The 23,826-nt window shown below is 72.4% G+C and carries 22 protein-coding genes; 11 read left to right on the forward strand and 11 right to left on the reverse strand.

Annotated elements, in window-relative coordinates; translation table 11 throughout:
- Positions 1 to 169: 169 nt before the first annotated feature.
- Positions 170 to 1,168 (forward strand): ScbA/BarX family gamma-butyrolactone biosynthesis protein, encoded by a 999-nt coding sequence (locus tag ACFYYH_RS18890; protein ID WP_388551971.1) that lies wholly within the window; start codon positions 170 to 172, stop codon positions 1,166 to 1,168.
- A 23-nt stretch (positions 1,169 to 1,191) separates the two neighbouring features.
- Positions 1,192 to 2,115, forward strand: a complete 924-nt coding sequence (locus ACFYYH_RS18895) for an NAD-dependent epimerase/dehydratase family protein (protein ID WP_388551972.1) — start codon at positions 1,192 to 1,194, stop codon at positions 2,113 to 2,115.
- Positions 2,116 to 2,232: 117 nt separating this feature from the next.
- On the opposite strand, the gene ACFYYH_RS18900 is transcribed toward ACFYYH_RS18895, so the two are convergent.
- The 6 genes from ACFYYH_RS18900 to ACFYYH_RS18925 all read right to left on the reverse strand — a co-directional run bounded on the left by ACFYYH_RS18900 (position 2,233) and on the right by ACFYYH_RS18925 (position 8,214).
- Positions 2,233 to 3,210 carry a hypothetical protein gene (locus ACFYYH_RS18900; RefSeq protein WP_388551974.1) on the reverse strand — a complete coding sequence of 326 codons (978 nt, stop codon included), beginning with the start codon at positions 3,208 to 3,210 and terminating at the stop codon, positions 2,233 to 2,235.
- Positions 3,211 to 3,334: 124 nt separating this feature from the next.
- Complete coding sequence (locus tag ACFYYH_RS18905) at positions 3,335 to 4,042, reverse strand: antibiotic biosynthesis monooxygenase family protein (RefSeq protein ID WP_388551976.1); 708 nt, start codon at positions 4,040 to 4,042, stop codon at positions 3,335 to 3,337.
- Positions 4,043 to 4,088: 46 nt separating this feature from the next.
- Positions 4,089 to 5,012 carry an MBL fold metallo-hydrolase gene (locus tag ACFYYH_RS18910; protein WP_388551978.1) on the reverse strand — a complete coding sequence of 308 codons (924 nt, stop codon included), beginning with the start codon at positions 5,010 to 5,012 and terminating at the stop codon, positions 4,089 to 4,091.
- 23 nt (positions 5,013 to 5,035) lie between these two features.
- Positions 5,036 to 5,539 carry a flavin reductase family protein gene (locus ACFYYH_RS18915; RefSeq protein WP_388551980.1) on the reverse strand — a complete coding sequence of 168 codons (504 nt, stop codon included), beginning with the start codon at positions 5,537 to 5,539 and terminating at the stop codon, positions 5,036 to 5,038.
- A gap of 132 nt (positions 5,540 to 5,671) precedes the next feature.
- Entirely contained in the window at positions 5,672 to 6,946 is a 1,275-nt protein-coding gene (locus ACFYYH_RS18920; RefSeq protein ID WP_388551982.1) for a ketosynthase chain-length factor, read from the reverse strand.
- Complete coding sequence (locus ACFYYH_RS18925; protein WP_388551984.1) at positions 6,943 to 8,214, reverse strand: beta-ketoacyl-[acyl-carrier-protein] synthase family protein; 1,272 nt, start codon at positions 8,212 to 8,214, stop codon at positions 6,943 to 6,945. Before ACFYYH_RS18925 ends, ACFYYH_RS18920 begins: the two co-directional genes overlap by 4 nt.
- A 301-nt stretch (positions 8,215 to 8,515) precedes the next feature.
- On the opposite strand from ACFYYH_RS18925, the gene ACFYYH_RS18930 reads away from it, so the two are divergent.
- Positions 8,516 to 9,652 (forward strand): glycosyltransferase, encoded by a 1,137-nt coding sequence (locus ACFYYH_RS18930; protein ID WP_388551986.1) that lies wholly within the window; start codon positions 8,516 to 8,518, stop codon positions 9,650 to 9,652.
- 123 nt (positions 9,653 to 9,775) lie between these two features.
- Here ACFYYH_RS18930 and ACFYYH_RS18935 read toward each other — a convergent pair whose 3' ends face one another.
- Both ACFYYH_RS18935 and ACFYYH_RS18940 read right to left on the reverse strand, forming a co-directional pair.
- The gene (locus tag ACFYYH_RS18935) at positions 9,776 to 11,050 is read right to left on the reverse strand and encodes a DUF6365 family protein (RefSeq protein ID WP_388551987.1); all 1,275 of its coding nucleotides are present in this window, start codon (positions 11,048 to 11,050) and stop codon (positions 9,776 to 9,778) included.
- 9 nt (positions 11,051 to 11,059) lie between these two features.
- Positions 11,060 to 12,196, reverse strand: coding sequence for a DegT/DnrJ/EryC1/StrS family aminotransferase (locus ACFYYH_RS18940; protein WP_388551989.1), 1,137 nt, complete (start codon positions 12,194 to 12,196; stop codon positions 11,060 to 11,062).
- A 329-nt stretch (positions 12,197 to 12,525) separates the two neighbouring features.
- Between ACFYYH_RS18940 and ACFYYH_RS18945 the strand changes: the two genes are divergently transcribed.
- From ACFYYH_RS18945 to ACFYYH_RS18955, 3 genes are read left to right on the forward strand one after another with little or no spacing between them, the layout of a single operon-like run.
- Positions 12,526 to 13,356 (forward strand): class I SAM-dependent methyltransferase, encoded by an 831-nt coding sequence (locus tag ACFYYH_RS18945; protein ID WP_388551991.1) that lies wholly within the window; start codon positions 12,526 to 12,528, stop codon positions 13,354 to 13,356.
- Entirely contained in the window at positions 13,353 to 14,543 is a 1,191-nt protein-coding gene (locus ACFYYH_RS18950) for an acyltransferase family protein (protein ID WP_388551993.1), read from the forward strand. The genes ACFYYH_RS18945 and ACFYYH_RS18950 overlap by 4 nt, the downstream gene beginning before the upstream one ends.
- A gap of 4 nt (positions 14,544 to 14,547) precedes the next feature.
- The gene (locus ACFYYH_RS18955; RefSeq protein WP_388551995.1) at positions 14,548 to 15,336 is read left to right on the forward strand and encodes an SDR family NAD(P)-dependent oxidoreductase; all 789 of its coding nucleotides are present in this window, start codon (positions 14,548 to 14,550) and stop codon (positions 15,334 to 15,336) included.
- Between the two features lie 71 nt (positions 15,337 to 15,407).
- On the opposite strand, the gene ACFYYH_RS18960 is transcribed toward ACFYYH_RS18955, so the two are convergent.
- Positions 15,408 to 16,154 carry an SDR family NAD(P)-dependent oxidoreductase gene (locus tag ACFYYH_RS18960; protein WP_388551996.1) on the reverse strand — a complete coding sequence of 249 codons (747 nt, stop codon included), beginning with the start codon at positions 16,152 to 16,154 and terminating at the stop codon, positions 15,408 to 15,410.
- Between the two features lie 166 nt (positions 16,155 to 16,320).
- Between ACFYYH_RS18960 and ACFYYH_RS18965 the strand changes: the two genes are divergently transcribed.
- From ACFYYH_RS18965 to ACFYYH_RS18980, 4 genes are all read left to right on the forward strand, one after another.
- On the forward strand, positions 16,321 to 16,944 hold the full coding sequence (locus tag ACFYYH_RS18965; RefSeq protein WP_388551998.1) for a hypothetical protein: 624 nt from the start codon (positions 16,321 to 16,323) through the stop codon (positions 16,942 to 16,944).
- A gap of 269 nt (positions 16,945 to 17,213) precedes the next feature.
- A complete protein-coding gene (locus ACFYYH_RS18970) occupies positions 17,214 to 18,125 on the forward strand; it encodes an NADP-dependent oxidoreductase (protein WP_388552000.1) in 912 nt (303 codons plus the stop codon).
- Positions 18,126 to 18,265: 140 nt separating this feature from the next.
- A complete protein-coding gene (locus tag ACFYYH_RS18975) occupies positions 18,266 to 18,853 on the forward strand; it encodes an NADPH-dependent FMN reductase (RefSeq protein ID WP_388552002.1) in 588 nt (195 codons plus the stop codon).
- 3 nt (positions 18,854 to 18,856) lie between these two features.
- Positions 18,857 to 20,512: an MDR family MFS transporter gene (locus ACFYYH_RS18980; RefSeq protein ID WP_388552004.1), complete on the forward strand. Its 1,656-nt coding sequence runs from the start codon at positions 18,857 to 18,859 to the stop codon at positions 20,510 to 20,512.
- Positions 20,513 to 20,595: 83 nt separating this feature from the next.
- Here the strand turns inward: ACFYYH_RS18980 and ACFYYH_RS18985 are convergent, their stop codons facing one another.
- Both ACFYYH_RS18985 and rfbA read right to left on the reverse strand, forming a co-directional pair.
- Positions 20,596 to 21,378 (reverse strand): hypothetical protein, encoded by a 783-nt coding sequence (locus ACFYYH_RS18985; RefSeq protein ID WP_388552005.1) that lies wholly within the window; start codon positions 21,376 to 21,378, stop codon positions 20,596 to 20,598.
- A gap of 82 nt (positions 21,379 to 21,460) precedes the next feature.
- On the reverse strand, positions 21,461 to 22,411 hold the full coding sequence (gene rfbA / locus ACFYYH_RS18990; protein ID WP_388552007.1) for a glucose-1-phosphate thymidylyltransferase RfbA: 951 nt from the start codon (positions 22,409 to 22,411) through the stop codon (positions 21,461 to 21,463).
- Positions 22,412 to 22,643: 232 nt separating this feature from the next.
- Between rfbA and ACFYYH_RS18995 the strand changes: the two genes are divergently transcribed.
- Positions 22,644 to 23,816 carry a hydrolase gene (locus tag ACFYYH_RS18995; protein WP_388552009.1) on the forward strand — a complete coding sequence of 391 codons (1,173 nt, stop codon included), beginning with the start codon at positions 22,644 to 22,646 and terminating at the stop codon, positions 23,814 to 23,816.
- Positions 23,817 to 23,826: the final 10 nt, after the last annotated feature.

Genomic DNA, 23,826 nt, shown 5'->3' on the forward strand with positions numbered 1-23,826 from the left:
GAGCGGCGAGGGAGAGTGGCTCGCGAGGGCCGGGAACAGAGTGAGATACAGGTCCACTTGAAAAATCGAACCAACCTGTCTGTATCTTATGAAGGTGGATCGTCGGCCGCGGGGGGTTGCCGACGTACGGACCGCTGCCCCCTGCTCGGAAACTGACAGGAGAGCTGCCATGCCGTACCTCGCTCGGAAGACCACCGAGGAGCACGCCACAGCGGTGCGAACTCCCGCCGCCCGGGTCTCCACGAAGACGCCGCACCCCCAACTGACCACGACGGTCCCGCGCGAGTACGTCCATCGCGCCGCCGTCTCGGAGGTCTTCCTGACCGGCTGGGCGGCCGAAGGACCCGCCGGTTCCGACCGCCCGGACACCTTCACGGTCACCGCCCAGTGGCCGCGCAACCACGCGCTCTTCGCCCGGGAGGGCGGTTACCAGGACCCCATGCTGCTGATCGAGTCCGTCCGCCAGACCGGATCGCTCCTCGCCCACGCCGAGTTCGACGTCCCCTTCGGGTACCAGTTCCTGATGGGGGACATCTCCTTCGACGCCGCACCCGAACTCCTGGTCGCGGGCGTCGCTCCCACCGATGTCGAACTGCGCACGGTCTGCCGTGACATCGTCCGACGGGGCCGCTCGCTCAGCGGGATGCGCTACGACATCACCGTGCTGCGCGACGGGGAGGAACTGGCCACCGCCGGCGCGGGCTTCCGGTGCATGAGCCCGGACGTGTTCCGGCGGCTGCGTGGCGACCGTCCCACAGCCGCCCACCGCACCGCGCCGCCGGCGGTCGACCCGGCCGCCGTGGGCCACACCAGCCCCCGTCACGTCGTACTCGCGCGACGCGCGCCGGACACCGGGAACCGCTGGGAGCTGCGGGTCGACACCGCTCACCCGACCTATTTCGACCACCCGGTGGACCACGTTCCCGGCACGGTGCTGCTGGAGGCCGCCCGGCAGGCCGCCCACGCGTCGACGGGGATGCCCGACGCGCTTCTGCTCGGTCTGGGAAGCGAGTTCACGCGCTACGCCGAGTTCGACGCCCCGTGCTGGATCGAGGCACACCCCGAGCCGCGCGGCACCTCGGGTGACGTGCTGGTACGGGTGCGCGGCACCCAGCGGGAGGAGACCGTCTTCACCGCCGGACTGATGGTGAGCCCGCGCACCCACTGAGCCGAGTCCCTGGAGAGTGCCGCATGCCCACCATCCTGATCACCGGCGCCTCCGGCTTCGTCGGAGGTCATGTCACCCGCGAAGCGGAGCGGCAGGAGGCCGATCTCCGGCTCATGTCGCACCGCCGGCCCGTGTCCGGCTCCGGTCCGCGCGTCGTACGGGCCGATCTGGCGGACCCCGCGACGCTGCGCGGGGTCTGCGACGGCGTCGACGTCCTGATCCACTGCGCCGCGCAGATCGGCGGAACCGCCGAGGCCAACGAGGCGGTCAACGCCCGTGGCACCGCCGTCCTCGTGGAGGAGGCACGCCACGCCGGAGTCTCCCGCATCGTCCATCTCAGCACCGCGTCCGTCTACGGCCGCGGCACCTACCGCGGCAGCCGGCCCGAGGAACTCACCCGCAGACCGGGGTCGCCCACGTCACGCACCCGGGCGTTCGCCGAGGACGCCGTTCTCTCGGCGGGCGGCATCGTCCTGCGGCCCCATCTGATCTACGGCGAGGGCGACGTCTGGGTGGGCCCGGGTCTGGCCCGGTTCCTGCGCACCCTGCCGGGCACGGTGGCGGGCTGGCCCTCCCTCATGTCGCTGATCGCCGTACAGGACCTGGCCGCACTGGTGGTGGCCACCGCGCTCGCCCCCGTCCGCGCCCTGACCGCGTCCGTCTACCACGCCGCCCATCCCGAGCCCGTCACCGCGAACACCGTCCTGCGCGCCGTCGCCGAGTGCACCGCGACCCCCTGGCCGGAAGGAGAGTTCACCGTGGAGCAGACCCGGGCGATCCTCGCGGGGAACGGTCACCCGCCCGCCGTGCTCGACCTGCTGACGACCGACCACTTCTTCGACAGCGTCCCGCTCTGGTCCGACCTCGGCCGCGATCCCGGCGACGGCTTCGCCAGCGCGTTCCGCCGCGCCGCGCCCTGGTACCGGAAGACCCTGCGAGCAGCCTGAGACAGCCCGCCGGATGTGTCACGCTCCGGCCTCTCCGGGTCCGGCGGTCCGTCTGCCGGACCCGGAGCCGTGGCAGATGTCCGGGAAAGGGCGTCGCGGCACCGGCTGACGGCCGGTTCACGCACCGGCCGTGGCGTTGCCACGGCCGCCGAGCGTCTCCAGGACGTCCTCGCCGTGGTAGTACGTACGCCCCCGCCTGCTCTGGCGGCGCCACCTGGCCTCGCTCGCGTGGCGGTAGGCGCTGCCGGTCGACATGCCCCAGAGATGGGCGATGTCGGCCGCGGTCAGCCACCGTACGGGTTCCGCCTCCGTGACGGCGGGCCGCCCGGCGTCCGCGCCCCGCGCCGCCGGGGCGGTGGCCAGGGGACCGGCCGCGCGGGCCGGCGGGGCGGCGGACCGCCGGGAGGGGGTGCCCGCGGCGGACGCCGCGCCTTCGAGCCGTCGGCTGAGCTGGAGCCACTCATGGCCCAGCCAGCGATGCGCCGCGTCATGGTCGCAGCGGATCACGGCGGGCAGCCGCGGCTGCCGCGGTCTGACGAAGGCGGTCAGCGACCCCGGGCAGCCCTGCTCCACGCACGCCCCGATCGGCAGCCGCTGGCGCACCTCGGGATCCGCCACCCGGCGCGCGCGGCGCACCAGCCGGGCCACCTCGCCGGAGAACTCGCCCGCGGCCTCGTGCGCGGCGAGCCAGTCGAGGTGCCGGCCGAGGAACACGGTCAGCGGCAGCACCGCCCGGCGGGGCGCGGGCACACCGCGCTCCTCGACCACGGCGCCCGCCCAGGAGCCGAGCACTCCCAGGATCTCGGCCCGCGCCTCGGCCGCCCGGGTGTTGAAGGGCATGCCGTGCGACGGCCCGCCGGACGTCCTGGGCCGGGTCCCGTCCTGGGAGCCGCCGCCGAGCCGTCGGCCGCAGGCCTCGTACAGCTCGGGCAGCCGGCGCAGTCCCGTGGAGAGCTGTGCCCGGCAGGCCGGGCACAGCCGGTGGCCCGCCGTGAGCGGTCCGGCCTCTTCGGCCGGCCGGTGGCCGGTGCAGTCAGCCGCCGCGCACCCCTCGACGACGGCCGTGCGGTCCCCTTCGCGTACCGGTGAACTCATCACCCGATCCCCCGCTCGTGTCTTCCCCGTCAGGTGGGGAACTGGTTCGAACAGATCTGCCGGCCGCGTGGCCGCCCGCGCACGGGACCCGCCGGCTCACCCCTCCCGGCTCACCCCTCCCGGCTCACCCCTCGGCCGAGGCCCGCGGTTCCTCGGTGGTGCGCGAGTGGACGACCCGGAAGGTGTTGTACTCCCAGGACCGGGTCAGCTTCCGGGCCCGGTCGCGGGACTCCCGTACGTCCAGCGGCCACTCCTGCTCCGGCACGTCGTGGAAGGCCCAGTAGGCCTCCTCGCTCTCCCACTGCGCGTAATTGATCACGAACGTGCCGTCGAGGCCGCGCAGCACACTGTGCGACCGGTAGCCGGGCAGCAGGTGGACCCACTCGTCCCGGGGCCTGGTCAGCTCGGTGACCAGTGCGTCCTGGTCCTGCGGTACGACCCACTGGATCGCGATCGACGTCCAGTCGTCGCGGGCGGGCGTGATGTCCACGGCGCCGACGACGGCCGGAGCCTGCTGCACCGACACCAGCTCGGTGGCCAGCAGCCGGTTCCCGGTGGCCAGGCCGCCCTGCCGGAGGAGTTCGTCCCGGTGGGCCGCGCTGTCGTAGTGGGCGTACAGGTCCGCGGGGCTGCTCCACTGGGTCAGGGTGGCGACGCCGGCGCGTGTGTGCGCCGCGTGCAGCGAGGAGGACACCCGGCCCGGGGGGCCGGCGCCGTCGATGTCTCTGCGGATGGTGCCGAGCAGTTTTCGCTGGCCGTCCCAGTCCTGCTCGTCAAGGGTCAGCCAGTCCACGGCGGTTGCCCGGCCGTTGTCGGGATGGAGGATCACCATGATGTTTCCTTCCGGTGGGAGAGGTCGGTCGGTGCGGGGCCCGGGGTCAGGCCGCGCAGGCCGGAAGGCCGCCGTGGAAGGCCACCATCTCGGCGAACAGTTCCTCGATGTCCAGCCACTGGCCGGGCTCGGCGCCCCTGGCCTCGGCGTACGCCCGGTGCAGGTTGGGCACCAGCCGTTCGCTGTCGAGCAGGCCGGCGTAGGGGCCGGGGCCGGCCTCCCGCGCCATCTCCAGCGGGGTCAGCCCGGCGGCGGTGCCTTCGGCGGCCAGGCGCTGCACGTACGTCAGATAGCCGGCGGTCTCGTCGAGCAACTCGGGTCCGCCGACCGGCCCGTGGCCCGGGACGACGGTCTCGGGTTCCAGGGAGCGCAGCCGCCCGATCACATCGAGGGAGCCGGAGACCGAGCCGGTGAGGCAGAAGGGGGTGGCGCCCGACATCATCACGTCGCCGGTGAACAGCACCCGCTGGCGCGGCAGCCACACCACCGTGTCGTTGCGGGTGTGGGCGGTGCCCAGGTGCATCAGCTCCGCCCGGGTGTCGCCCAGGTGCAGGGTGAGGGTGCCCCGGTAGGTCAGCGACGGCAGCTCCACACGGACATCGCCCCAGCACACCTCGGGCCAGAGACCGGTCAGATGGAGCCCCGCGAGATCCATCTCGGCGCGGGTGTCCTCGTGCGCGACGATCACCGCGCGGTCGGCGAAGAACCGGTTGCCGAAGGTGTGGTCGCCGTGCGGGTGGGTGTTGACCACGAACCCCGGGGCGTGGGGGGTGACCGCCGCCACCGCCGCCCGCAGGGCCTTGGTCCGCGCCTCGGTGGCCGCGGTGTCGATCAGCGCCGGCCGCCCGCCCGAGGTGATCAGGCCCGCGTTGTTCAGGCACCAGCCGCCGTCGGGCTGGATGTAGGCGTACACGTCCTCGGCCACCTCGCGCAGATGCGGTTCGGCCGTGAGAGGGGAACGAAGGGTCACTGCTCTTCTCCTGGTGCGTGTGGTCATGCTGAGGACGCCAGAGCGGGACTGCCCCCGGGCCGGGTGAAGAGGCGGTTGTAGTAGACCAGCGGCTCCGCACCGCCCACCGAGACCGCCTCCACCCGGCCGATCAGGATGCTGTGGTCACCGCCGTCCAGGACGTCGTGCAGACGGCAGGCGAGCCGCGCGGTCGCGTCCGGCAGCCCCGGCAGCCCCGACTCGCAGGGCTCCATGGGGCTGTCCGCGAACTTGTCCGCGCCCGGCCTGGCGAACACCGCGGCGATGGCCGCCTGGTCCGAGGCCAGCACATTCACCAGAAACCGGTCGGCGGAGACGAAGGCGTCGTGGCAGGAGGCCGACTTGGCCGGGCACACCAGCACCAGCGTCGGATCGAGCGAGAGCGAACTGAACGAACTGGCGGTGAAGCCCCAGCGGCGCCCGCTCGGGTCCACGGTCGTCACCACGGTGACCGGAGTGGGCACACGGGCCATGGCACGGGCGAAGTCTGCCGGATCGACGGTGGGCAACGGTCCTCCTGGCTGGGGAAGGTCTGGTCCGGCCGGCGGGCCGGGTGCCGGGGTCCCGGCGGGCTGCCGAGGGCCCCGGCGCGGGGCACGGCCGGAGGGCGAGGTGCGGGAGCGGTGGCCCGGCCGGGTGGCTCAGCCGGCGGCGCGCACCACCATGGCCGAGTTGAAGCCGCCCCGGCCCCGGGCCAGCACCAGGGCGGTGCGCAGCCCCTCGGCCGGCCGGCGGGCCGCGGTGACCAGGTCGATCGGGCAGTCCCCGGCCGGCGCTGTCACATGCGCGGTCGGCGGGATCACCTGATCGCGCAGCGCGAGCAGGGCCGCGGCCAGATCCAGGGCGGCGCCGCCCGCCGCGAGCCGGCCCGTCATCGTCTTCGGTGCCGTCACCGGCACCCCGTGCTCCCCGAAGATCCCGGCGACGGCCTCGGCCTCCGCCCGGTCGGCGTCCCTGCGTCCGGCCGCGTCGGCGAAGACCACGTCCACCTCGGCCGGGGTGAGACCGGCCTCGCCCAGGGCCTGTTCGGCGGCGGCCCGCAGCCGCGGCGCACCGCCCGAGCCCGGGGCCGGGTCGAAGGTGGCGGCGTAGCCCGGGACGGTGCCGTAGACCCGGGCTCCGCGCGCCTCGGCGGCGTCGGCGTCCTCCAGTACCAGCAGCGCGCCGCCCTCGCCGGCCACATGACCGGACGCGGCCTCGGAGAACGGCAGATACGCCCGTGCCGGGTCGGCGACCTCGGTCAGTTCGCCGCCCGCCAGGTGCGCCGCCCAGCCCCAGGGGCAGAGCGACGAGTCCACCCCGCCGGTGACCAGCAGCCGTACGCCCTTGCGGATCTGCCGACGGGCCTGTGCCACCGCGTCCAGACCGCCGGCCTGCTCGGTGACCAGTACTCCGCTGGGGCCGCGCAGCCCGTTCCTGATGGAGATCTGGCCGGTGTTGACGGCGTAGAACCAGGCGAAGGACTGGTAGGCGCTGACGTACTGCCCGCCCTTGCTCCAGAGCGCCTGCAACTCGCGCTGGCCGAACTCGAAGCCGCCCGCCGAGCCGGCCGTGACCACGCCCGCGGCGTACGCGGGCAGTTCGGCGGGGTCGACGCCCGCGTCGGCGAGCGCCTCGTCGGCCGCGGTCAGCGCCAGCCGGGTCATCTGGTCGGTCTGCGCCAGCAGGCGGCTCGGGACGTGCCGCTCCGGAGCGAAGTCACGGATCTCGCCGGCCAGCTTCGCCGGGTACTGCCCGGCGTCGAAGCGGGTGACCGGGCCGATGCCGCTCTCGCCGCGCAGCACCGCCGCCCACCATGCCTCGGTGCCGAGGCCGTTCGGAGCGGTGACGCCGATGCCGGTGACGACGGGCGCGGCCGGGGCCGCGGAGCGCGCGCCGCCGGTACGGGCGGCCCGTTCGGTGGCGTGGACGGTCATACGGCCGCTCCCGGACGCGGGCGGGTCAGGACCATCGCGCTCTGGAATCCGCCGAATCCGCTGCCGACGCTCAGGACCGTGTCGGTGCGTTGCCGGCGTGCGACCAGCGGGGTGTAGTCCAGATCGCAGGCGGGGTCCGGGTTGTGCAGATTCGCGGTGGGCGGCACCGTGTTGTGTTCGATGGCCAGGGCGCTGGCGGCCACCTCCAGGGAGCCGATCGCGCCGAGCGAGTGCCCGATCATCGACTTGATGGAGCTGACCGGGACGTTGTAGGCGTGGTCGCCCAGGCTGCGCTTGAACGCGGCGGTCTCGTGCCGGTCGTTCTGCTTGGTGCCGGAGCCGTGCGCGTTGATGTAGTCGACGGCGGTGCCGTCGAGCCGGGCCTCGTCGAGGGCGACCCGGATCGCCTCGGCCATCTCGACGCCGTCCGGGCGCAGACCGGTCATGTGGTAGGCGTTGCAGCGGCTGGCGAAGCCGGAGATCTCGGCGTACATGTGGGCGCCGCGCCGGCGGGCGCTCTCCAGCTCCTCCAGCACCATGACGGCCGAGCCCTCGCCCAGCACGAAGCCGTTGCGGGAGACGTCGAAGGGCCGGGAGGCGGTCTCCGGCTCGTCGTTGAGCGGGGAGGTCGCCTTGATGGCGTCGAAGCAGGCCACGGTGATCGGGGAGATGGGCGCCTCGGTGGCACCGGCGATCATCACATCGGCACTGCCCTCGCGGATCAGCTCGACGGCGTGCCCGAGGGAGTCCAGGCCCGAGGTGCAGCCGGTGGACACCATCGCCACCGGCCCCTGGGCGTGCGTACGCCAGGCCACCTCGGCCGCCATCGAGCTGGGTACGAAGTAGTCGAACAGGTGCGGGACGGCCAGGTGGTGGTCCACCTGCCAGGTGCTGCCGCCCCGGCTGACCACGTTGTACTCGGTGTCCAGACCCATCGTGCAGCCGACCGCGCTGCCGAGGGTGACACCGGTACGGGTGGGGTCCAGGTTCTGGGTGTCCAGCCCGCTGTCGCGGACCGCCTCCTCGGCGCTGACCAGGGCGAACTGGGCGGCGCGGTCGAGGCGTTCGGCGTCCTCGGCCGTGAAGCCGTGGAGCAGCGGGTCGAAGTCGGCTTCCGCGGCGATCCGGGAGCGGAACGGGGACGCGTCGAAGAGACTGATGGCCCGGGTCGCGGTCCTGCCCGAGGTGAGCAGGGACCAGAACTCCTTGGTACCCACGCCCCCCGGAGCGATCACGCCTATTCCGGTGATGACGACGCGTCGGCTCATTGGGTGTCCTTCACGAGTGAGTCCTCCTGTGCGCGGCACGGCCCGGTGGGACCGCCCGCGCTTCGTAGGTGCCGTGGCCGGTGATTGAGCTTCCGGACCTCCGCTCGATCTCAGGTCGAGCCCCGCTGGTGGCGGCCGTCGGCGCCGGCGTCCGCCCGGTGGCGGCGGCGCTCGGAGGTGTCCGGTCCGGTTGTCCGGTCCGGACGTCCGGTCGTCCGTCGGGGCGTCCTGTCCGGCAGTCCGGTCCGTCGTCGAGGACGGTTCGAGCCGAAGACGAACCCGTTCCCGGACCATGCCCGCCATGAAGATTCTCTTTGTGGCGGGCGGCTCGTCAGGCGTCATCTTCTCCCTGATCCCCCTGGCGCAGGCGGCCAGGAACAGCGGGCACGAGGTCGTGATGGCGGCTCCCGAGGACTGCATGCGCACCGTCAACGGCGCGGGGATTCCCGGTTTCCCGGTCACCGGCAGAACGATGAAGGACTTCCTCCACGACCGGCGGGGCGTCCTTCAGACGATTCCCGAGGACCTCCACGAGCGCTATCTCTTCAACGGGCGCTGCTTCGGGAGGTATGCGGCGGCCTGTGTGGACGGTCTGACCGCACTGGCCGACGCCTGGCGGCCGGACGTGGTGGTGGGCGGGGTGCTGGCGTTCGCCGGCCCGCTGGTCGCCGCCTACGCGGGAGTTCCGTACGTCAAGCACGCGGTGGACATGGGAGAGCCGCGCACCATCGACCTGGCGGCGGCGGCCGAGCTGGGGCCGGAGCTGGAGGCCCTCGGCCGCTACGAGATGCCCGCCGCCGACCTGTTCATCGACACCTGCCCGCCGTCGCTCCGCCTGGACGACGCCCCGGTGGCGCAGTCGATGCGCTATGTCCCCTACACGGCGCAGAGACCGCTGGAGCCGTGGATGTTCACCAAGGGGGACCGGCCCCGGGTGCTGGTGAGCGCGGGCAGCCGGGTCACCAAGGACTCCGACTTCGAGATCCTCTCCGGTCTGGTGGAGAAGGTGGCCGCGCTGGACGTGGAACTGCTGGTCGCGGCCCCGGAGGCGGTCGCGGCCGAGCTGGGCCCGCTGCCCGGCAACGTGCGGGCCGGGTGGATCCCGCTGGACGTGGTGGCCAGGACCTGTGATCTGACGGTCAGTCACGCAGGCGGGAACACCGTCCTGGGCAGCATGGCGGCCGGGGTGCCGCAGGTGCTGATCCCGTATCTGCCGTACGTGGTGGGCTACACCGAGCGGCTGAGCGCGTACGGCGCCGCGAAGATGGTCGACCCCGCGCGGGACTCGCCGGAGAACATCGCCGAGGCCTGCCGCGAGGTGCTGGAGGACGGGTCGTACCGGGAGCGGGCGCGGGCGGTGTCCGCGGAGATGGCCCGGCTTCCGTTGCCGGCCCAGGTGGTGGGTGTGGTGGAGGACCTGGTGGCGCGGGCCGGCTGATCCCGCCGGCTGATCCCGCCGACCGGTCCCGCCGGCTGTCTCCCGTGTGCGCAACCGCGCCTCGGAAAACCGCTCATGGCCCCGGCCGGATCCATGACGGATCCGGCCGGGGCCGGAGGGTGTTCAGCCGCCGAGACCGAGGCGGCGCGCCGCCTCGGTGAACGTCCCCGCCGTCTCCGGCAGGGCGTTCATGGTGTCCCGGTACTCCGCGCGCGCCGCGGCGAGCCGGTCACGCTCGGTCCCGTCGTACAGGATCCGCTCCAGACCGTCGACCAGGGTGTGTTCGTCGAGCAGTTCCGCCCGGCGCAGTGTGTCGGTGAAGGGGTTCGCCTCCAGCAGCGGGCGCAGCACCTCGTTCCAGCGCAGCGGCCACATGTGGAAGTCGGGCAGCGGGCCCGAGTGGCCGGCCAGCCAGTCCCGTACCCGGCGGGTCAGACCGCCCGGGAGCGCGGCGTCGAGACGCTCGGTGTCCGCCGGGCCGTCCACCGGATGGTTGTTGACGCCGAGCAGGCCCGGTATGTCGGCCTGCACCGCGCGCTCCAGGGCGTAGCTGGGCAGATGGAAGGAGAACACCGCGTCGGAGGAGCCGAGCAGCCGGTGGTACTCCCCCGCGGTGTACTCGGGCCGGTGGTGGATCCGCTCCCCGGGCAGGCCCTCGGCGAAACCGTCGAAGAGCGGGCCGGTCAGCAGGAAGTGGGTGTCACGCGGCAGCCGGGCGAGGTGGTGGGCGAGCAGCCGGGGCAGCCGGCCGGCGAGTTCACGCGTCGGCGGGGCCGCGTGCGCCTGCATCAGCCGCTGCCAGGGCAGGGTGGGCACCATCAGCAGACGGGCCCCGTCGGGCAGACCGAGGGCGCGCCGGGTCTCGCGACGGGCGTTCCGGGTCAGCGGCTCGACGGTGCGGTTGGCCCGGTACGGCAGACCGCGGCCGGAGGGGGTGATCCGGGGGCGGTTCATCGGTACCGGCAGGAGCTGCACCGGCATCCGCAGCAGATTGTCGTCCACCTCCATGGTGGTGCCGAGGATCTCGACACGGCGGCTGGTGTTCTCCAGGTCGTAGAGGTCGAGGGGGATGACGGGCAGTCCGAGGTCCTCGACGAACCAGGGGTCGGTGCGGTAGCCGACCTTGAAGGTCATCCAGTGGGCGAGATAGTCCACGAGGACGACGGCGTCGGCCCGGAACTCCTTCACCACCCCGTGCACGACGTCGCGGACGTTCTCGCCGAGTTCGGGCTCCACCAGGGTGTACGGGGTCCGCGCGGTCCGCAGTTGGTCCTCGTTGTACGGGTTGACCACGAAGTGGCTCGCGACGCCGGCGTCGGTGAGCTGCTCCGCCAGGTCGAGGCCGATGGTGACCTCGTGCAGGGTCTTGGCCAGGGCGGCCAGGAAGACAAGACGCATCGCTCACTCCTAACGGCGGGCCGCGACGGCCTTGCGCAGGGTCGTGGCGACCGTGCGGACGTCGTCGTCGGACAGGCCCGGGTGCAGGGGCAGGCACAGGGTGCGGCCGGCCGCGTGGTCGGAGGAGGGCAGCACACGGCTCTCGGAGCGGTACGCGGCGACCTTGTGCAGCGGGGCGTAGCGGAAGGTGGTGTAGATGTCCGCGGCCAGCAGCTCGCTCGCGATCTCGTCGCGGATCCCCTCCTCGAACTGCACCCAGTAGAAGTAGTACGTCGACTCGTGGCCGGCGGGCAGCGGCGGCGGCGTCAGAAGGCCCTCGGTCCCGGCCAGTTCACGGTCGTACAGCTCGACGATCTCGCGGCGGCGGGCGACGAACTCCGGCAGCCGGCGCAGCTGCACCCGGCCGATCGCGGCGGTCATGTCGTTGCCGATGACCCGGCGTCCGATCTCCGGGACCTCCATCTCCCACCAGCGGTGGGAGACCTTGGCGTGACCGATGCCGCTGGACTGGACGAGGCCGTGGTACGCGAGGCGGCGGGCCCGGTCCGCGCGCTCGCGGTCGCGCACGTAGAGCATCCCGCCGTCGCCGGTGACCAGGACCTTCATCGCGTCGAAACTCCACATGGCGAGGTCGCCGAAGCTGCCCACGGTCCTGCCGTTCACCCGGGAGCCGGCCGAGCAGGCCGCGTCCTCCACCAGCGGGACGCCCCGGTCCCGGCAGAGCGCGGCGACGGCCTCGATGTCGCCCGGGTAGCCGCCGTAGTGCAGCACGACGACGGCCTTGGTGCGCTCGGTGAGCGCGGCCTCGATGTGCGCGGCGTCCGGGTTGAGGGTGCGGGGGTCCACATCGCAGAAGACCGGGCGCGCGCCGGCGGCCAGGATGGCGTTGGCGGCGGCCAGGAAGCTGAGCGAGGGCAGGACGACCTCGTCGCCCTCTTCCAGATCGAGGCACTCCAGGGCCAGGAAGAGCCCGGCGGTGCCGGAGTTGAGGAAGATCATGTGCTCGGCGTCCACCCCGACATGAGCGGCGAACTCGGCCTCGAACGCCTTGGTGCGCGGCCCGTGGCCGAGCCACTTGTCGGCGAACACCTCGGCGACGGCGGCGAGTTCCTCGTCACCGGTCTGCGGCTGGAAGAGATGAATCACAGTGGTCCCCTCTGATGCGGACGGATGCCCGCATGGTCGGCAGGGGGCCTTGACGCGGCTTCGAGAGCCGATGGAGCGGCGCGGCGCCGGTGGCACGGGGGTCCCCGGCGCCGGGCTGCCGGGGTCCCGGTGCCGACGTCCGCGCGCCGGGGTCGGGCGCCGGGGTCCGGGGGCCGGGGTCCGGGAGCCAGGGTCCGGGAGCCGGGGTCCGGGCCGCGGGGGGGCAGGGTGCCGGGTCCGCGGGGGCCGTGGAGGGGACCTCTAGCGGCCTTCGAGAGCCGCTGAGGAGCGTGGGGGTGACGGATTGTCGCTTGAAGGGGTGCCGGGACATGAGCACATACGAATCCAAGACGGCCGACGAGGTCGGCGAGTACTTCGACGACCGGAGCTGGCTGTTCGGGCTGAGCGGCTTCAACCTGCACATCGGCTACTTCGACGACGAGAAGCCGGGCGCCGACCCGAAGGAGCGCCACACCGAGGTGATGATCGAGGCCGCCGGACTCGGTGAGGCCTCCCGTCTGCTGGACGTGGGCTGCGGGTTCGGCCGCCCGGCCATCGCGGCCGCCAAGGCCACCGGCGCGCGGGTCACCGGCATCAACGTCAGCGCCGAGCAGGTCCGCCAGGGCCGCAAGCTCGCCGAGGAGGCCGGTGTCGGCGGCCGGGTCACCTTCGAGCAGGCCGACGGCATGGCGCTGCCGTACCCGGACGGTTCGTTCGACGCGGTCTGGGCCTCCGAGGCGATCATGTATATGTCGGACCGGTCGAAGGCGCTCCGCGAGATCGAGCGGGTCCTGGTTCCCGGCGGCCGGTTCGTGCTGTCGGACTACGCGGAGCGCACCGGCCTCTCGGCCGAGCAGCGGGTCGCGCTCAAGGAGGGCTTCACCGTCGAGGCGCTGCCGACCATCGAGGGGTACCGCCGGCTCCTGCTGGACGCCGGGCTGGAGATCACCCGGTTCGAGGACGCCACCGCCCATCTGCACCGCTCCGCCGCCCGTATCCCCGAGGTGCTGGACGAGAAGTACGCCTATATCGCCGAGCGCGGCGGCAAGGAGTTCGCCGACGAGTTCAAGGCGATGCTCTCCAAGGTCGGCGTGCTGGAGGGCGAGGTGCTCGGCTATGTCATCGCGGTCGGCCGCAAGACCGGGGAGCCGCGGGCGTGAGCGCCGATGTCACCACCGGGCGCGCGCCGGGGGCCGGCCGTCCGTCCCGGCTGCCCACGCTGACCGGGATGCGGTTCGTGGCCTCGCTGATGGTGTTCGTCTGCCACGCGTTCACCTACGGCATCTTCACCGACAAGGACCTCGAAGGGGCCCTGGTGACCTATGTGGCCAAGCTGGGCTTCGTCGGGGTCGGCTTCTTCTTCGTCCTCAGCGGCTTCGTGCTGACCTGGTCGGCCCGTGACTCCGACCGGCCCCTGGCCTTCTGGCGCCGCCGGCTCGCGAAGATCTTCCCCAATCACCTGGTGACCTGGGCGCTGGGGCTGCTGCTGATGGTGTGGCTCGGCGGCTACGCGGCCACGGTGAACAACACCGTGCCGTCCCTCTTCCTGATCCAGGCCTGGTTCCCGGTCGAGGACGTCTTCTTCGGCACCAACGGGCCGAGCTGGTCCCTCGCCGCGGAGCTGCTCTTCTATCTGTCGTTCCCCTGGGTGGTGCGCTGGGTCCGGGCCGTCCCGGCGCGCCGGCTGTGGCTCTGCGCGGGACTGCTGTTCGCCGGCACGGTGCTGGTCGCGCTGGTCTCCCAACTGCTGCCCACCGAACCGGACATGCCGTACTACCCGATCTCCTGGTACCAGTACTGGTTCGTCTACTGCCTGCCGGCCACCCGGCTGCTGGAGTTCACCCTCGGCATCGTGATGGCCCGGATCGTCATGTCCGGGCGCTGGATCCCGCTGGGCCTGGGCCCGGCCCTGCTCACCCTCGTCCCGGGCTACGCGCTGACCGTCTGGCTGCCCGACGCGTACGGCATCGTCGCGCCCACGGTCCTCCCGCTGGCGCTGATCGTGGCCGCCGGAGCCGCGGCGGACACCGGTGACCGGCCCTCGGTCTTCCGCAACCGCACCGCCGTCCTGCTCGGTGAACTCTCCTTCGCCTTCTACATGGTCCACATGCTGGTCATGTGGTACGGGCCGATGGGCAGGGTGCCCGGCCGGACCTGGGACACCCTGCCCGCGATCGGGATGATCGTCCTGGACTTCGCCCTCACCCTGCTCGCGGCGTGGATCCTCTACCGGCTGATCGAGGTGCCGGCCGTACGGCGTTTCGCCCGTGCCCGCCGCAAGACCGGGCCGGCGCCGCCCGCCGCTCCGACGGAGCCGGACCGGGCCTCGGCCCCGACGGCGGGGTGACGCCGTGGATCTGGGTCTGAACAACCGCACCGTCCTGGTCACCGGCGCGTCCGGCGGTATGGGACGGGAGATAGCGACCGCCTTCGGCGCGGAGGGCGCCGATGTGGTGATCGGCTACCGCTCACGGCCCGAGGACGCGGCCGTGACCGCCGAACTGGTGGAGAAGAGCGGCGGCCGCGCCCTGACCGCCCCGTACGACCTGGGCGACCCGGCCACCGCGCGCGCCCTGGTGGACTCGGCGCTCGGCTGGACCGGCCGGATCGACGTCCTGGTCAACAACGCGTTCCGTCCCTTCGGCTTCCGGCCGCCCGGGGACCGGTTCGAGGAGATCGGCGACGACTGGCAGGGCAAGCTGCGCGACAACATCGAGGGAGCGATGGAACTGACCCGGCTGGCCGCCCCGACGATGCGCCGGCGCGGCTGGGGCCGGATCGTGCATCTCTCGTCGAGCCTGGTCACCGAGGGCGTGCTGGAGACCGACGGAGGACGGATCGGGTCCGAGTACTACGCGGCGGCCAAGGCGGCCCTGCACGGCTTCTCGCGCAGTTCGGCGTTCAGCCTGGGCCGGGACGGGGACATCCTCTCCAATGTGGTGATCCCCGGCCTGACCCGGACCTTCCGCAACGAGGAGCGGATGGCCGACAGTTTCGGCGTCGCCGAGCGCTACGCAGGCCGGGCCCCGCTGGGCCGGCTGCTGGAGGCGGCCGAGGTCGCCCGTGTCGTGGTGTTCCTGGCCTCGGCGGCGAACACCGCCGTCACCGGACAGAGCGTCCCGGTCACCGCGGGCGCCTGACGCCGCGCCAGCACGAAAGGGCGGCCCCCGGAGACCGGGGGCCGCCCTTCCGTTCCGTTCGCGATCCCGTGTCACCAGGACAGACCGCCGTTGACCTCCAGCACATGCCCGTTGACATAGGAACCGGCGGCGGAGGCGAGATAGACGGCGGCGTCCGCCACTTCCTCCCCCAGGCCCATCCGCCCCAGCGAGGCCTTGGGCGCGAACTGGCTCCACACGGCCTCGTTCATCTTCAGCAGCTTGCCCATCCCCTCGTCGATGAAGCCGGGGGACAGACAGTTGACGGTGATGCCCCGGGGCGCCAGCTCCAGGGCCGCCACCCGGGTGAACATCTCCACCGTCGCCTTGGTCGAGCAGTACGAGGCGGCGCCACGGGTGGGCCGGCTGCCCAGGGCCGAGGAGAGCGTGATGATCCGGCCGTTCTCGCTCTTCTCCAGATACGGCACCGCCTCCTTGACGCAGTGGAAGACGCCGTTCACATTCGTGTCCAACGCCTCCGACCAGTCCTCGAAGGACAGCCCCGCGACCGGCCCCGGCCTGCTCAGCCCCGCGTTGGCCACCACGATGTCCACGCCGCCGAACCGGTCCGCCGCCACGCTCAGCAGTGAGCGCACCGACTCCGGGTCGCGTACGTCCGCCCGCTCGAAGACGGCCCGGTCACCGAGGTGACGGAGGCTCTCGGCGGCGTCCACGGTGCCCCGCGCGGCGGCCACCACCCGGACACCCTCGGCGACGAACGCCTCGGTGATCTTCAATCCCAGTCCCCTGGTACCTCCGGTGACCACGGCGACCTTGTCCTTGAGGCCCTTGACCTTCACTCTGCAACCCCGTTCCCCAGTCGGACGGCTCTTGCCAGCACCCTGCGGCGACGGCGTCTCGTACCGCTCGAAAGCTGTTGGAACAGTGACTTTCGAGCCAGTCTCCAGGAGGCGGGGCTAGTTTCCGTCGGGCTGCCGGTGTGGCAGCCCGACCCAAGGAGTGATCTTGATCCGCAAGACCGCCGCACGCCGGTTCGTCGTCGCAGCAGCCCTGGCCACCGCCGGTGTCATGGCCGCATCCGGCAGTGCCGTCGCCGCACCCGTCACCGTCCCGTTCCTGTGCCGCGTGCCGGAGAACGGTGTGTGGAGCGAGTACGGCAGCAACCGCGTCTTCGACGTCACGGCGCCCGCCACCGTGTCGCCCCATCAGAAGTTCACCGTGAAGTACGCCCAGGGCCCCTTCACCCTCAACCCCGCGTACCAGCAGGAGGTCCGGGACATCGCGGTCAGGATAAACCAGCCGGCGGGCGCGCACCTGGTCAGCCTGAAGCTGACCGGCGGCAGCAACCTCGGCACCTCCACCCGGTCCGTCGTCGCGGTCGGCCATCAGCTCACCCTCCGGGTCAGCGGCCCCCTCTACGGCGGCACCACCTTCGAACTGCCGATCGTGGAGGCCGTCTACACCGCGCCTTCCAGCGGCACCCTGGTGACCTCGGCCGGCGGTACGGGCTTCGACGACACGGGCCTGTCCATGAAGCGTCTGGACACCACCATCAACGACTTCACCCCGGTCCAGTGCTATCCGGATCCGGCCATCCCGGTGCAGCTGTCCAGCACCACCGTGCAGTGACCGCGGACCGGTGACCGCCCCGCGGTGACCGCCGCGCACCCCTTGCGACGCCGGGCGGGGAGAGCCCTCTCTCCCCGCCCGGCGTCGAGCCGTTCTTGACCGTTCCTCGGGTTGCCCCGAGCAGCGTGAGGAACACGCGCACGGTACTTCCGGCCACTTCGCCGGCCGCCGCTTGACCTCAAGCGCACTTGAGATTTTACGTTTTTCAAACCGCCCCCCAGCAGGGGTCCGCGGACAGCGAAACCAATGGATACAAAGGGGTGTTGCATATGAAGGCTGCCGCGTTCCACGCGTTCGGGGGTCCCGAGGTTCTGGAACTGATGGAGGTCCCCCTTCCCGAGGCGGGGCCGGGCGAGGTGCGGGTGCGTGTGAAGGCGGCCGGTTCCCAGCCCACCGACTGCGCGGTGCGCTCGGGCTGGAACCCGCCCGGCTTCACCCTCACCTTCCCGCACATCACCGGCGGTGACTTCGCCGGTGTGGTGGACGCGGTGGGCGAGGGCGTCACCGGCTTCTCCCCCGGTGACGAGGTGCTGGGCTACCGTACGCAGCTCACCTACGCGCAGTACGTGGTCGCCCCGGCCGACCAGATCGTGGCGAAGCCCGCCGCACTCTCCTGGGAGGTCGCCGGCGGCCTCTCCGCCTCCGGGCAGACCGCGCACACCGCGATCGAGATCCTCGGGGTCTCCGCGGGCGAGACCGTTCTCATCAACGGCGCCGCCGGTGGTGTCGGCAGCCTCGCGGTGCAGATCGCGGTGCTGCGCGGCGCCAGGGTGATCGCCACCGCCCGCGAGGAGAACCACGCCTATCTGCGTGAGCTGGGCGCGGTCCCGGTCGTCTACGGCGAGGGGCTGATCGACCGGGTGCGCGAGGCGGCCCCCGAGGGCGTGGACGCGGCCCTGGACACCGCGAGCGCCGACGGCCTGCGGGTGGCGGCCGAGCTGGTCAAGGACAAGGACCGGGTCGGCACCATCTTCGCCTACGAGGTCTACGAGGAGCTGGGCGTGCGGTGGATCGGCAGCCAGCGCTCCGCGCAGCGGCTCGGCGAGCTGGCCGCCCTGGTCGCCGAGGGCAAGCTCACGGTCCATGTGCGCAAGACCTTCCCGCTGGCCCAGGCCGCGGACGCGCACCGTGAGCTGGAGACGGGCCACGGCCGCGGCAAGATCGTTCTGCTCGTCGACTGAGCCGGCACGGCGGGCCGTACGGGCCCGGGGAACCGCGCCGTACCGCCGCGGTTCCCCGGGCCCCCCGGCCCACCCCGTTCCATCTGTTCTGCCTGCTCCGCCTGCTCTGTTGGTCATTCACCGAATCGAGGAATCCCCGCATGTCCCAGACCCCGCTCAAGATCGGTGTCCTCATCGGCAGCGTGCGCACCGGCCGGTTCGCCGACAAGATCTCGCAGTGGTTCATCTCCGAGATCGGCCAGCGCGATGACATGGAGATCCATGTCATCGACCTGTCCGAGCCCGCCCTCGTCGACGAGCTGAAGCTCACCCTCGACCCGTCGGGCGCCCCGGACGGCGCTCCGCGCCTGGCCCAGCGCATCGGCGGTCTCGACGGCTATGTCGTCATCACCCCCGAGTACAACCACGGTTACCCGGCCTCCCTGAAGCTGGCCATCGACTACGTCTACAGCGAGTGGCGTGCCAAGCCGGTCGGCTTCGTCTCCTACGGCGGCATGGCCGGCGGCAGCCGGGCCGTGGAGCAGCTCCGCCAGGTCTTCGCCGAGCTGCACGCCGTCACCCTGCGCGACACCGTCAGCTTCCACATGGCCTGGGAGAAGTTCGACGACGACGGCCGTCCGCACGACGCGGACGGCACCGCCAAGGCCGCCGCCGTGCTGCTGGACCAGCTCGCCTGGTGGGGTCTGACCCTGCGCGAGGGCCGGGCCGCCCGTCCGTACGAGGGCTGAGGCATGGCAGGAGAGCGCGCGGCCGCGGAGGTCCCCGGCACACCGGAGTTCCGTGCCGTCCGAGTGGTCATCATCGGGCTGATGCTGGGCCTGATGCTGTCGTCGCTCGACTTCGTCATCATCGCCGCCTCGATGCGCACGATCGCCGACGATCTGCGGGGCCAGACCCTCCAGGCCTGGGCGACCACGGCTTACATCGTCACCTCGACGATCGCGACCCCGTTGTTCGGCAAGCTGTCCGACCTGTACGGCCGCAAGAAGCTGTACATGCTGGCGATCGGCATCTTCCTGGTCGGTTCGCTGCTGTGCGGCATGGCCGGATCGATGTACCAGCTCGCGGCCTACCGTGCGCTCCAGGGCATCGGCGGCGGCGGGCTGACCGCGCTCGCCTTCGCGATCATGGGCGATGTCCTGACGCCCGAGCTGCGGGCCCGCTACCAGATCTGGTTCTCCGCCGTCTCGGCCATCGCCGGTGTGGCGGGGGCGCCGGTCGGCGGACTGTTCGCCGGCGCGGACACCCTGCTGGGGATCGACGGCTGGCGCTGGGCGTTCCTGATCAACATCCCGATCGGGATCGTCGCCCTGCTCGTGGTGCACCGCAAGTTCACCATGCCCGGCAAACGCCGTGAGCAGCGGATCGACTACGCCGGCGCGGCCTGGCTGGTCATCTGTCTCGGGCCGTGGCTGGTCGTCTCCGAGCAGGGCAGGCACTGGGGCTGGGCTTCACCGCTGTCCCTGTCGCTGCTCGCGCTCGGCCTGGTCGGCCTGGTGCTCTTCCTGACCGCCGAGCGGCGGATGGCCGACGCGGCCGTGATCCCGCTCAGGCTGTTCAGGAACCGGCTGTTCACGGTGATCAACAGCGCCAATGTCATCATCGGGATCGGGGTGTTCGGCTCTCTGATCTTCCTGCCGCTCTACCTCCAGCTCGTCAAGGGCCTGAGCCCCGGCGAGGCAGGGCTGATGCTGATCCTCCAGACGGTCGGCGTGCTGACCACCAGCCGGGGCCTGAGCAAGGTCATCAACCGGTCCGGCCGGTACCGGGCCTTCCTGCTCCTGGGCATGGGCATGGTCTCCGGCACCCTGTTCGCCTTCGTCCCGCTCGACCGGGGCTCCCCGCTGTGGCTGGTGGGTGCGCTGATCTATCTGCTCGGCGCGGGCGTCGGCATCTGCTTCCCGGTCACCCTGCTGGCCCTGCAGAACAACTCGGCCAAGGAGGACATGGGTGTCTCCAGCGCCGCCTACTCCTTCTTCCGCGGCATCGGCGGCGCCGCCGGTACGGCCCTGTTCCTGTCGATGATGTTCTCCCTCGCCGACAGCCGGATCGCGGAGGCCATCGCCAGGGTGGGCCGGAGCCCCGAGTTCCAGGCATCGCTCAACGACCCGGCGGTGCTGGCCAATCCGGCCAATCAGCCCATCGTGGAGACCGCGAAGGGGGCCGGGGGGATCAATCTCGACGACACCTCCTTCCTGCTCACCGCGGACCGGCGGCTCGCGGCCCCGGTGGTGGACGGCATCGCCGAGGCGATGAGCGCGGTCTTCCTGGCGGGCGGCTGCGTGATGCTGGTCGGCTTCGGCCTCGCCTTCCTGCTGCCCAAGCGGGCCAAGCGGACCGAGGCCCCGCGGGCGGACCTCCCGAAGCCGGAACCGGCCGCGTCCTGACGGCCGGCCGGAGGAGAGTACGGGCGGGGCCCGGCGGAGCGGGTCCGCCGGGCCCCGCCCGTACTCGTGCCGCTCCCGGCGGCTCAGCCCGCCGGTGCCGGTACCGGGCGTGGGGTCACCCGGCGCAGTTCGAGGAAGGCGTCCTCGCTCGCCAGGGCGGCGAAGCCGTCCCACAGCGCGCCCGCGCGCTCCCCGGCCGGCGCGGAACGCAGCACCGGACCGAACACCCCGACCCGGCCGCCCACCGAGATCACCGGTACCCCGAGGATCTCCAGCTCCTGCCCGTCGCGCGGAATCGACCCATGCGACGCGCGCAGGTCCTCGTCCCATGCGGACGAGCCCATGGCCTCGGCCAGCCGCGCCGGCAGCCCGCACTCGTCGAGCGCCTCGCGGACCACGTCCCGTGCCTGCTCCAGCAGCGAGGCCTGGATCTCCCGCTTGGCCGGGACGGACAGCCCCCGCACCCGCTCGTGCAGTCCCTCGTAGAGCCCGCCCGCCCCGTGGAAGCGGCGCGCCACCGCCTCGTACAGAGGGCCGACCGCCTGCGCGCCGTGTCCGGCCGCGGCGGCGGCCAGCACCCGCACGGGGCCCGGGGCCAGCTCCCGGAATCTCGCGTGCTCCTCGTCCTGGCCCGGAGCCCCCTGGAGATAGCCCAGCCCGGTCGGACGGACCGACAGCGACAGCGGGCGCACCGTGGCCGCCTCACGCAGCCACGTGTAGGCGATCCAGGTCCAGGCGCAGACCGGATCGACCCAGAGGGTCACCTCCTGCGTGCCTTCGGTGCTGTGCGTACGGTCGGTCATCGTGCCCTCCACGAGGTCGGTGGACTCGTGCGAACTCCCGAGCCCATCTGCCAGTTCCTCCACACCGGCACGCTACGCCGACGCCCGGCCCGAACTGTTCCCGAGCCGGAATCCCGCGCCGTACGGTGTCGTACGGCGGGGCGGGTCACACCGCGGTGGGCATCGCGGAGATGCCGTCGTGGCGCGGTCCCGCGAGCGAACCCGCCCGCTCCCGGGGTCCGGCGTCCCGCAGCGACCGGGCGATCTCCATGACGTACTGGCCGTACCCCGACTTGCCCAGCCGCTCGCCCAGTTGGTGGCACCGCTCCGCGTCGATGAAGCCCAGACGCAGCGCCACCTCCTCGATGCAGGCGATCCGCAGGCCCTGGCGGTGCTCCAGGGTCTGGATGTACTGCCCGGCGTCCAGCAGCGAGTCGTGCGTGCCGGTGTCGAGCCAGGTGAAGCCCCGCCCGAGATCCACCAGCCGGGCCTTGTCCCGGGCCAGATACTCCTTGTTGACATCGGTGATCTCCAACTCGCCGCGGGCCGAGGGACGCAGACTCCGGGCGATGGACACCACATCGTTGTCGTAGAAGTACAGGCCGGTGATGGCCCGGTTGGAGCGCGGCTCGGCGGGCTTCTCCTCAAGTGAGATGAGCCGGCCGTTCTCGTCCGCCTCCCCCACCCCGTACCGCTCCGGGTCCCGGACCGGGTAACCGAACAGCAGGGCGCCGTCGGTGTGCGGAGTGTGCTCCTGGAGCAGCAGGGAGAAGCCGGGCCCATGGAAGATGTTGTCGCCCAGGACCAGGGCGACGGAGTCGTCGCCGATGTGGTCGGCGCCGATGGTGAACGCCTCGGCGAGCCCGTTGGGCCGGGCCTGCTCGGCGTACGACAGACGGATGCCCAGCGGGCGGCCGTCCCCGAGCACCCCGCGGAACTGCGGCAGGTCCCGGGGCGAGGAGATGACGAGGATGTCGCGGATACCGGCCAGCATCAGCACGGACAGCGGGTAGTAGATCATCGGCTTGTCGTAGACGGGCAGCAACTGCTTGGACACCCCGAGGGTGATGGGGTGCAGCCGGGTGCCGTTCCCTCCGGCCAGGATGATTCCCTTCACCGATCCTCACCTCACGTCGTCGTAGGCCCGGGGCCACCGGGTGCCCCTTGTCCTCCGAGGCTGCACGCCCCCGGTCGAACCCGGGTCGAGGGCCGCGTCCCGCGCCCCGGCCCCGCCGGTCCGGGGCGGACGTCGAGCCGTGCTCCATCGGCGCTGGATCGCTCCCGGCCAGGGTGGCGGTGTTGTCCGCCCGTCTGGCCGCGTGCCCCGAGGAACGAGGAAGTGGTCCACGATGCCGAGTCGGCCGAGATCCGGTACGGATCTGGTCTCCGCGGCGCGGGAGGCGGCCGTCGCCGCCGCCCGCCACGCCGAACGCTCCGACGCCGAGCGCGTACTGCCCCGGGCGGTCGCCGAGGCCGTCGTCGACGCCGGGTTCGCCCGGCACTTCGTCCCCGCCCACCGGGGCGGGGACGCCGGCACCACGGGCGACCTGCTGCACGCCGTCTCGGCCGTCGCCGAGGGCTGCACCTCGGCCGCCTGGTGCGCCTCGGTGATCGCGGGCGCCGCCCGGATGGGCGCCTATCTGCCCGAGGAGGGGCAGCACGAGCTGTGGTCCAAGGGGCCGGACACCGTGGTGGTGGGCGCGCTCATCCCGCACGGCGGCGCCACCCCGGTGGCCGGCGGCTGGCGGGTGACCGGCGAGTGGCCCTTCACCAGCGCCGTCGACTTCTCCGACTGGGCACTGGTGTGCGCTCCGGTGCCACAGGACGGAACGCGGGTCCCGTGGTTCCTCGCCCTGCCGCGCCACGACTACCGGGTGGCGGACACATGGGCCCCGGTCGGCATGCGCGGGACGGGCAGCAACACCCTGGTCGTCGACGATGTCTTCGTCCCCGCGCACCGCGGCTTCGCCCGCGAGGACATGCTCACCGGCCGCAGTGTCGGCTCCGGTGCCCGCTGCCACACCGCCCCGCTGCGCCTGCTCAGCGGTCCGCTCTTCGGCGCACCCGCGCTCGGCGCCGCCCGCGCGGCGCTGCGCACCTGGGCCGCGCACACGGCCCCCGGCGGCGGCGCCGAGAACCCGGTCCCGGCCGGTGTCCTGGCCCGCGCCACCATCGCCACCGATGCCGCGGCCCTGCTGCTGGAACGTGCCGCGCGGGTGGCGGACGCGCCCGGCGCGTCCCCCGTCGAGCAGGTGCGCGGCCCCGCGGACTGCGCGTACGCCGTCGAGCAGTTGGTCGACACCGTCGAACGGCTGCTGCGCACCGCCGGCAGCTCCGCCCAGCAGGCCGGACATCCGCTCCAGCGGGTCTGGCGCGACATCCACGGCCTGGCCGGCCATGTCGCCCTCCGCTTCGACCCGGCGGGTGCCGGCTACGGGGCACGGCTGCTGGCCGACGCCACGCCGCCGGGCCCCCGCACTCCTGCGACGACCATCCCCGGCCGGGCCACCGGCACCTCCTGAGGAAAGGCAG

This window comes from Streptomyces sp. NPDC002018, assembly GCF_042890865.1.
Classification (GTDB): Bacteria; Actinomycetota; Actinomycetes; order Streptomycetales; family Streptomycetaceae; genus Streptomyces.

Coding starts and splice junctions, on each gene's coding strand:
- ACFYYH_RS18905 (WP_388551976.1), bottom strand. CDS start 4,042: ATGGTGATCCTCCATCCCGACAACGGCCGGGCAACCGCCGTGGACTGG.
- ACFYYH_RS18895 (WP_388551972.1), top strand. CDS start 1,192: ATGCCCACCATCCTGATCACCGGCGCCTCCGGCTTCGTCGGAGGTCAT.
- ACFYYH_RS18970 (WP_388552000.1), top strand. CDS start 17,214: ATGAAGGCTGCCGCGTTCCACGCGTTCGGGGGTCCCGAGGTTCTGGAA.
- ACFYYH_RS18975 (WP_388552002.1), top strand. CDS start 18,266: ATGTCCCAGACCCCGCTCAAGATCGGTGTCCTCATCGGCAGCGTGCGC.
- ACFYYH_RS18935 (WP_388551987.1), bottom strand. CDS start 11,050: ATGCGTCTTGTCTTCCTGGCCGCCCTGGCCAAGACCCTGCACGAGGTC.
- ACFYYH_RS18925 (WP_388551984.1), bottom strand. CDS start 8,214: ATGAGCCGACGCGTCGTCATCACCGGAATAGGCGTGATCGCTCCGGGG.
- ACFYYH_RS18920 (WP_388551982.1), bottom strand. CDS start 6,946: ATGACCGTCCACGCCACCGAACGGGCCGCCCGTACCGGCGGCGCGCGC.
- ACFYYH_RS18890 (WP_388551971.1), top strand. CDS start 170: ATGCCGTACCTCGCTCGGAAGACCACCGAGGAGCACGCCACAGCGGTG.
- ACFYYH_RS18995 (WP_388552009.1), top strand. CDS start 22,644: ATGCCGAGTCGGCCGAGATCCGGTACGGATCTGGTCTCCGCGGCGCGG.
- ACFYYH_RS18930 (WP_388551986.1), top strand. CDS start 8,516: ATGAAGATTCTCTTTGTGGCGGGCGGCTCGTCAGGCGTCATCTTCTCC.
- ACFYYH_RS18900 (WP_388551974.1), bottom strand. CDS start 3,210: ATGAGTTCACCGGTACGCGAAGGGGACCGCACGGCCGTCGTCGAGGGG.
- ACFYYH_RS18945 (WP_388551991.1), top strand. CDS start 12,526: ATGAGCACATACGAATCCAAGACGGCCGACGAGGTCGGCGAGTACTTC.
- ACFYYH_RS18980 (WP_388552004.1), top strand. CDS start 18,857: ATGGCAGGAGAGCGCGCGGCCGCGGAGGTCCCCGGCACACCGGAGTTC.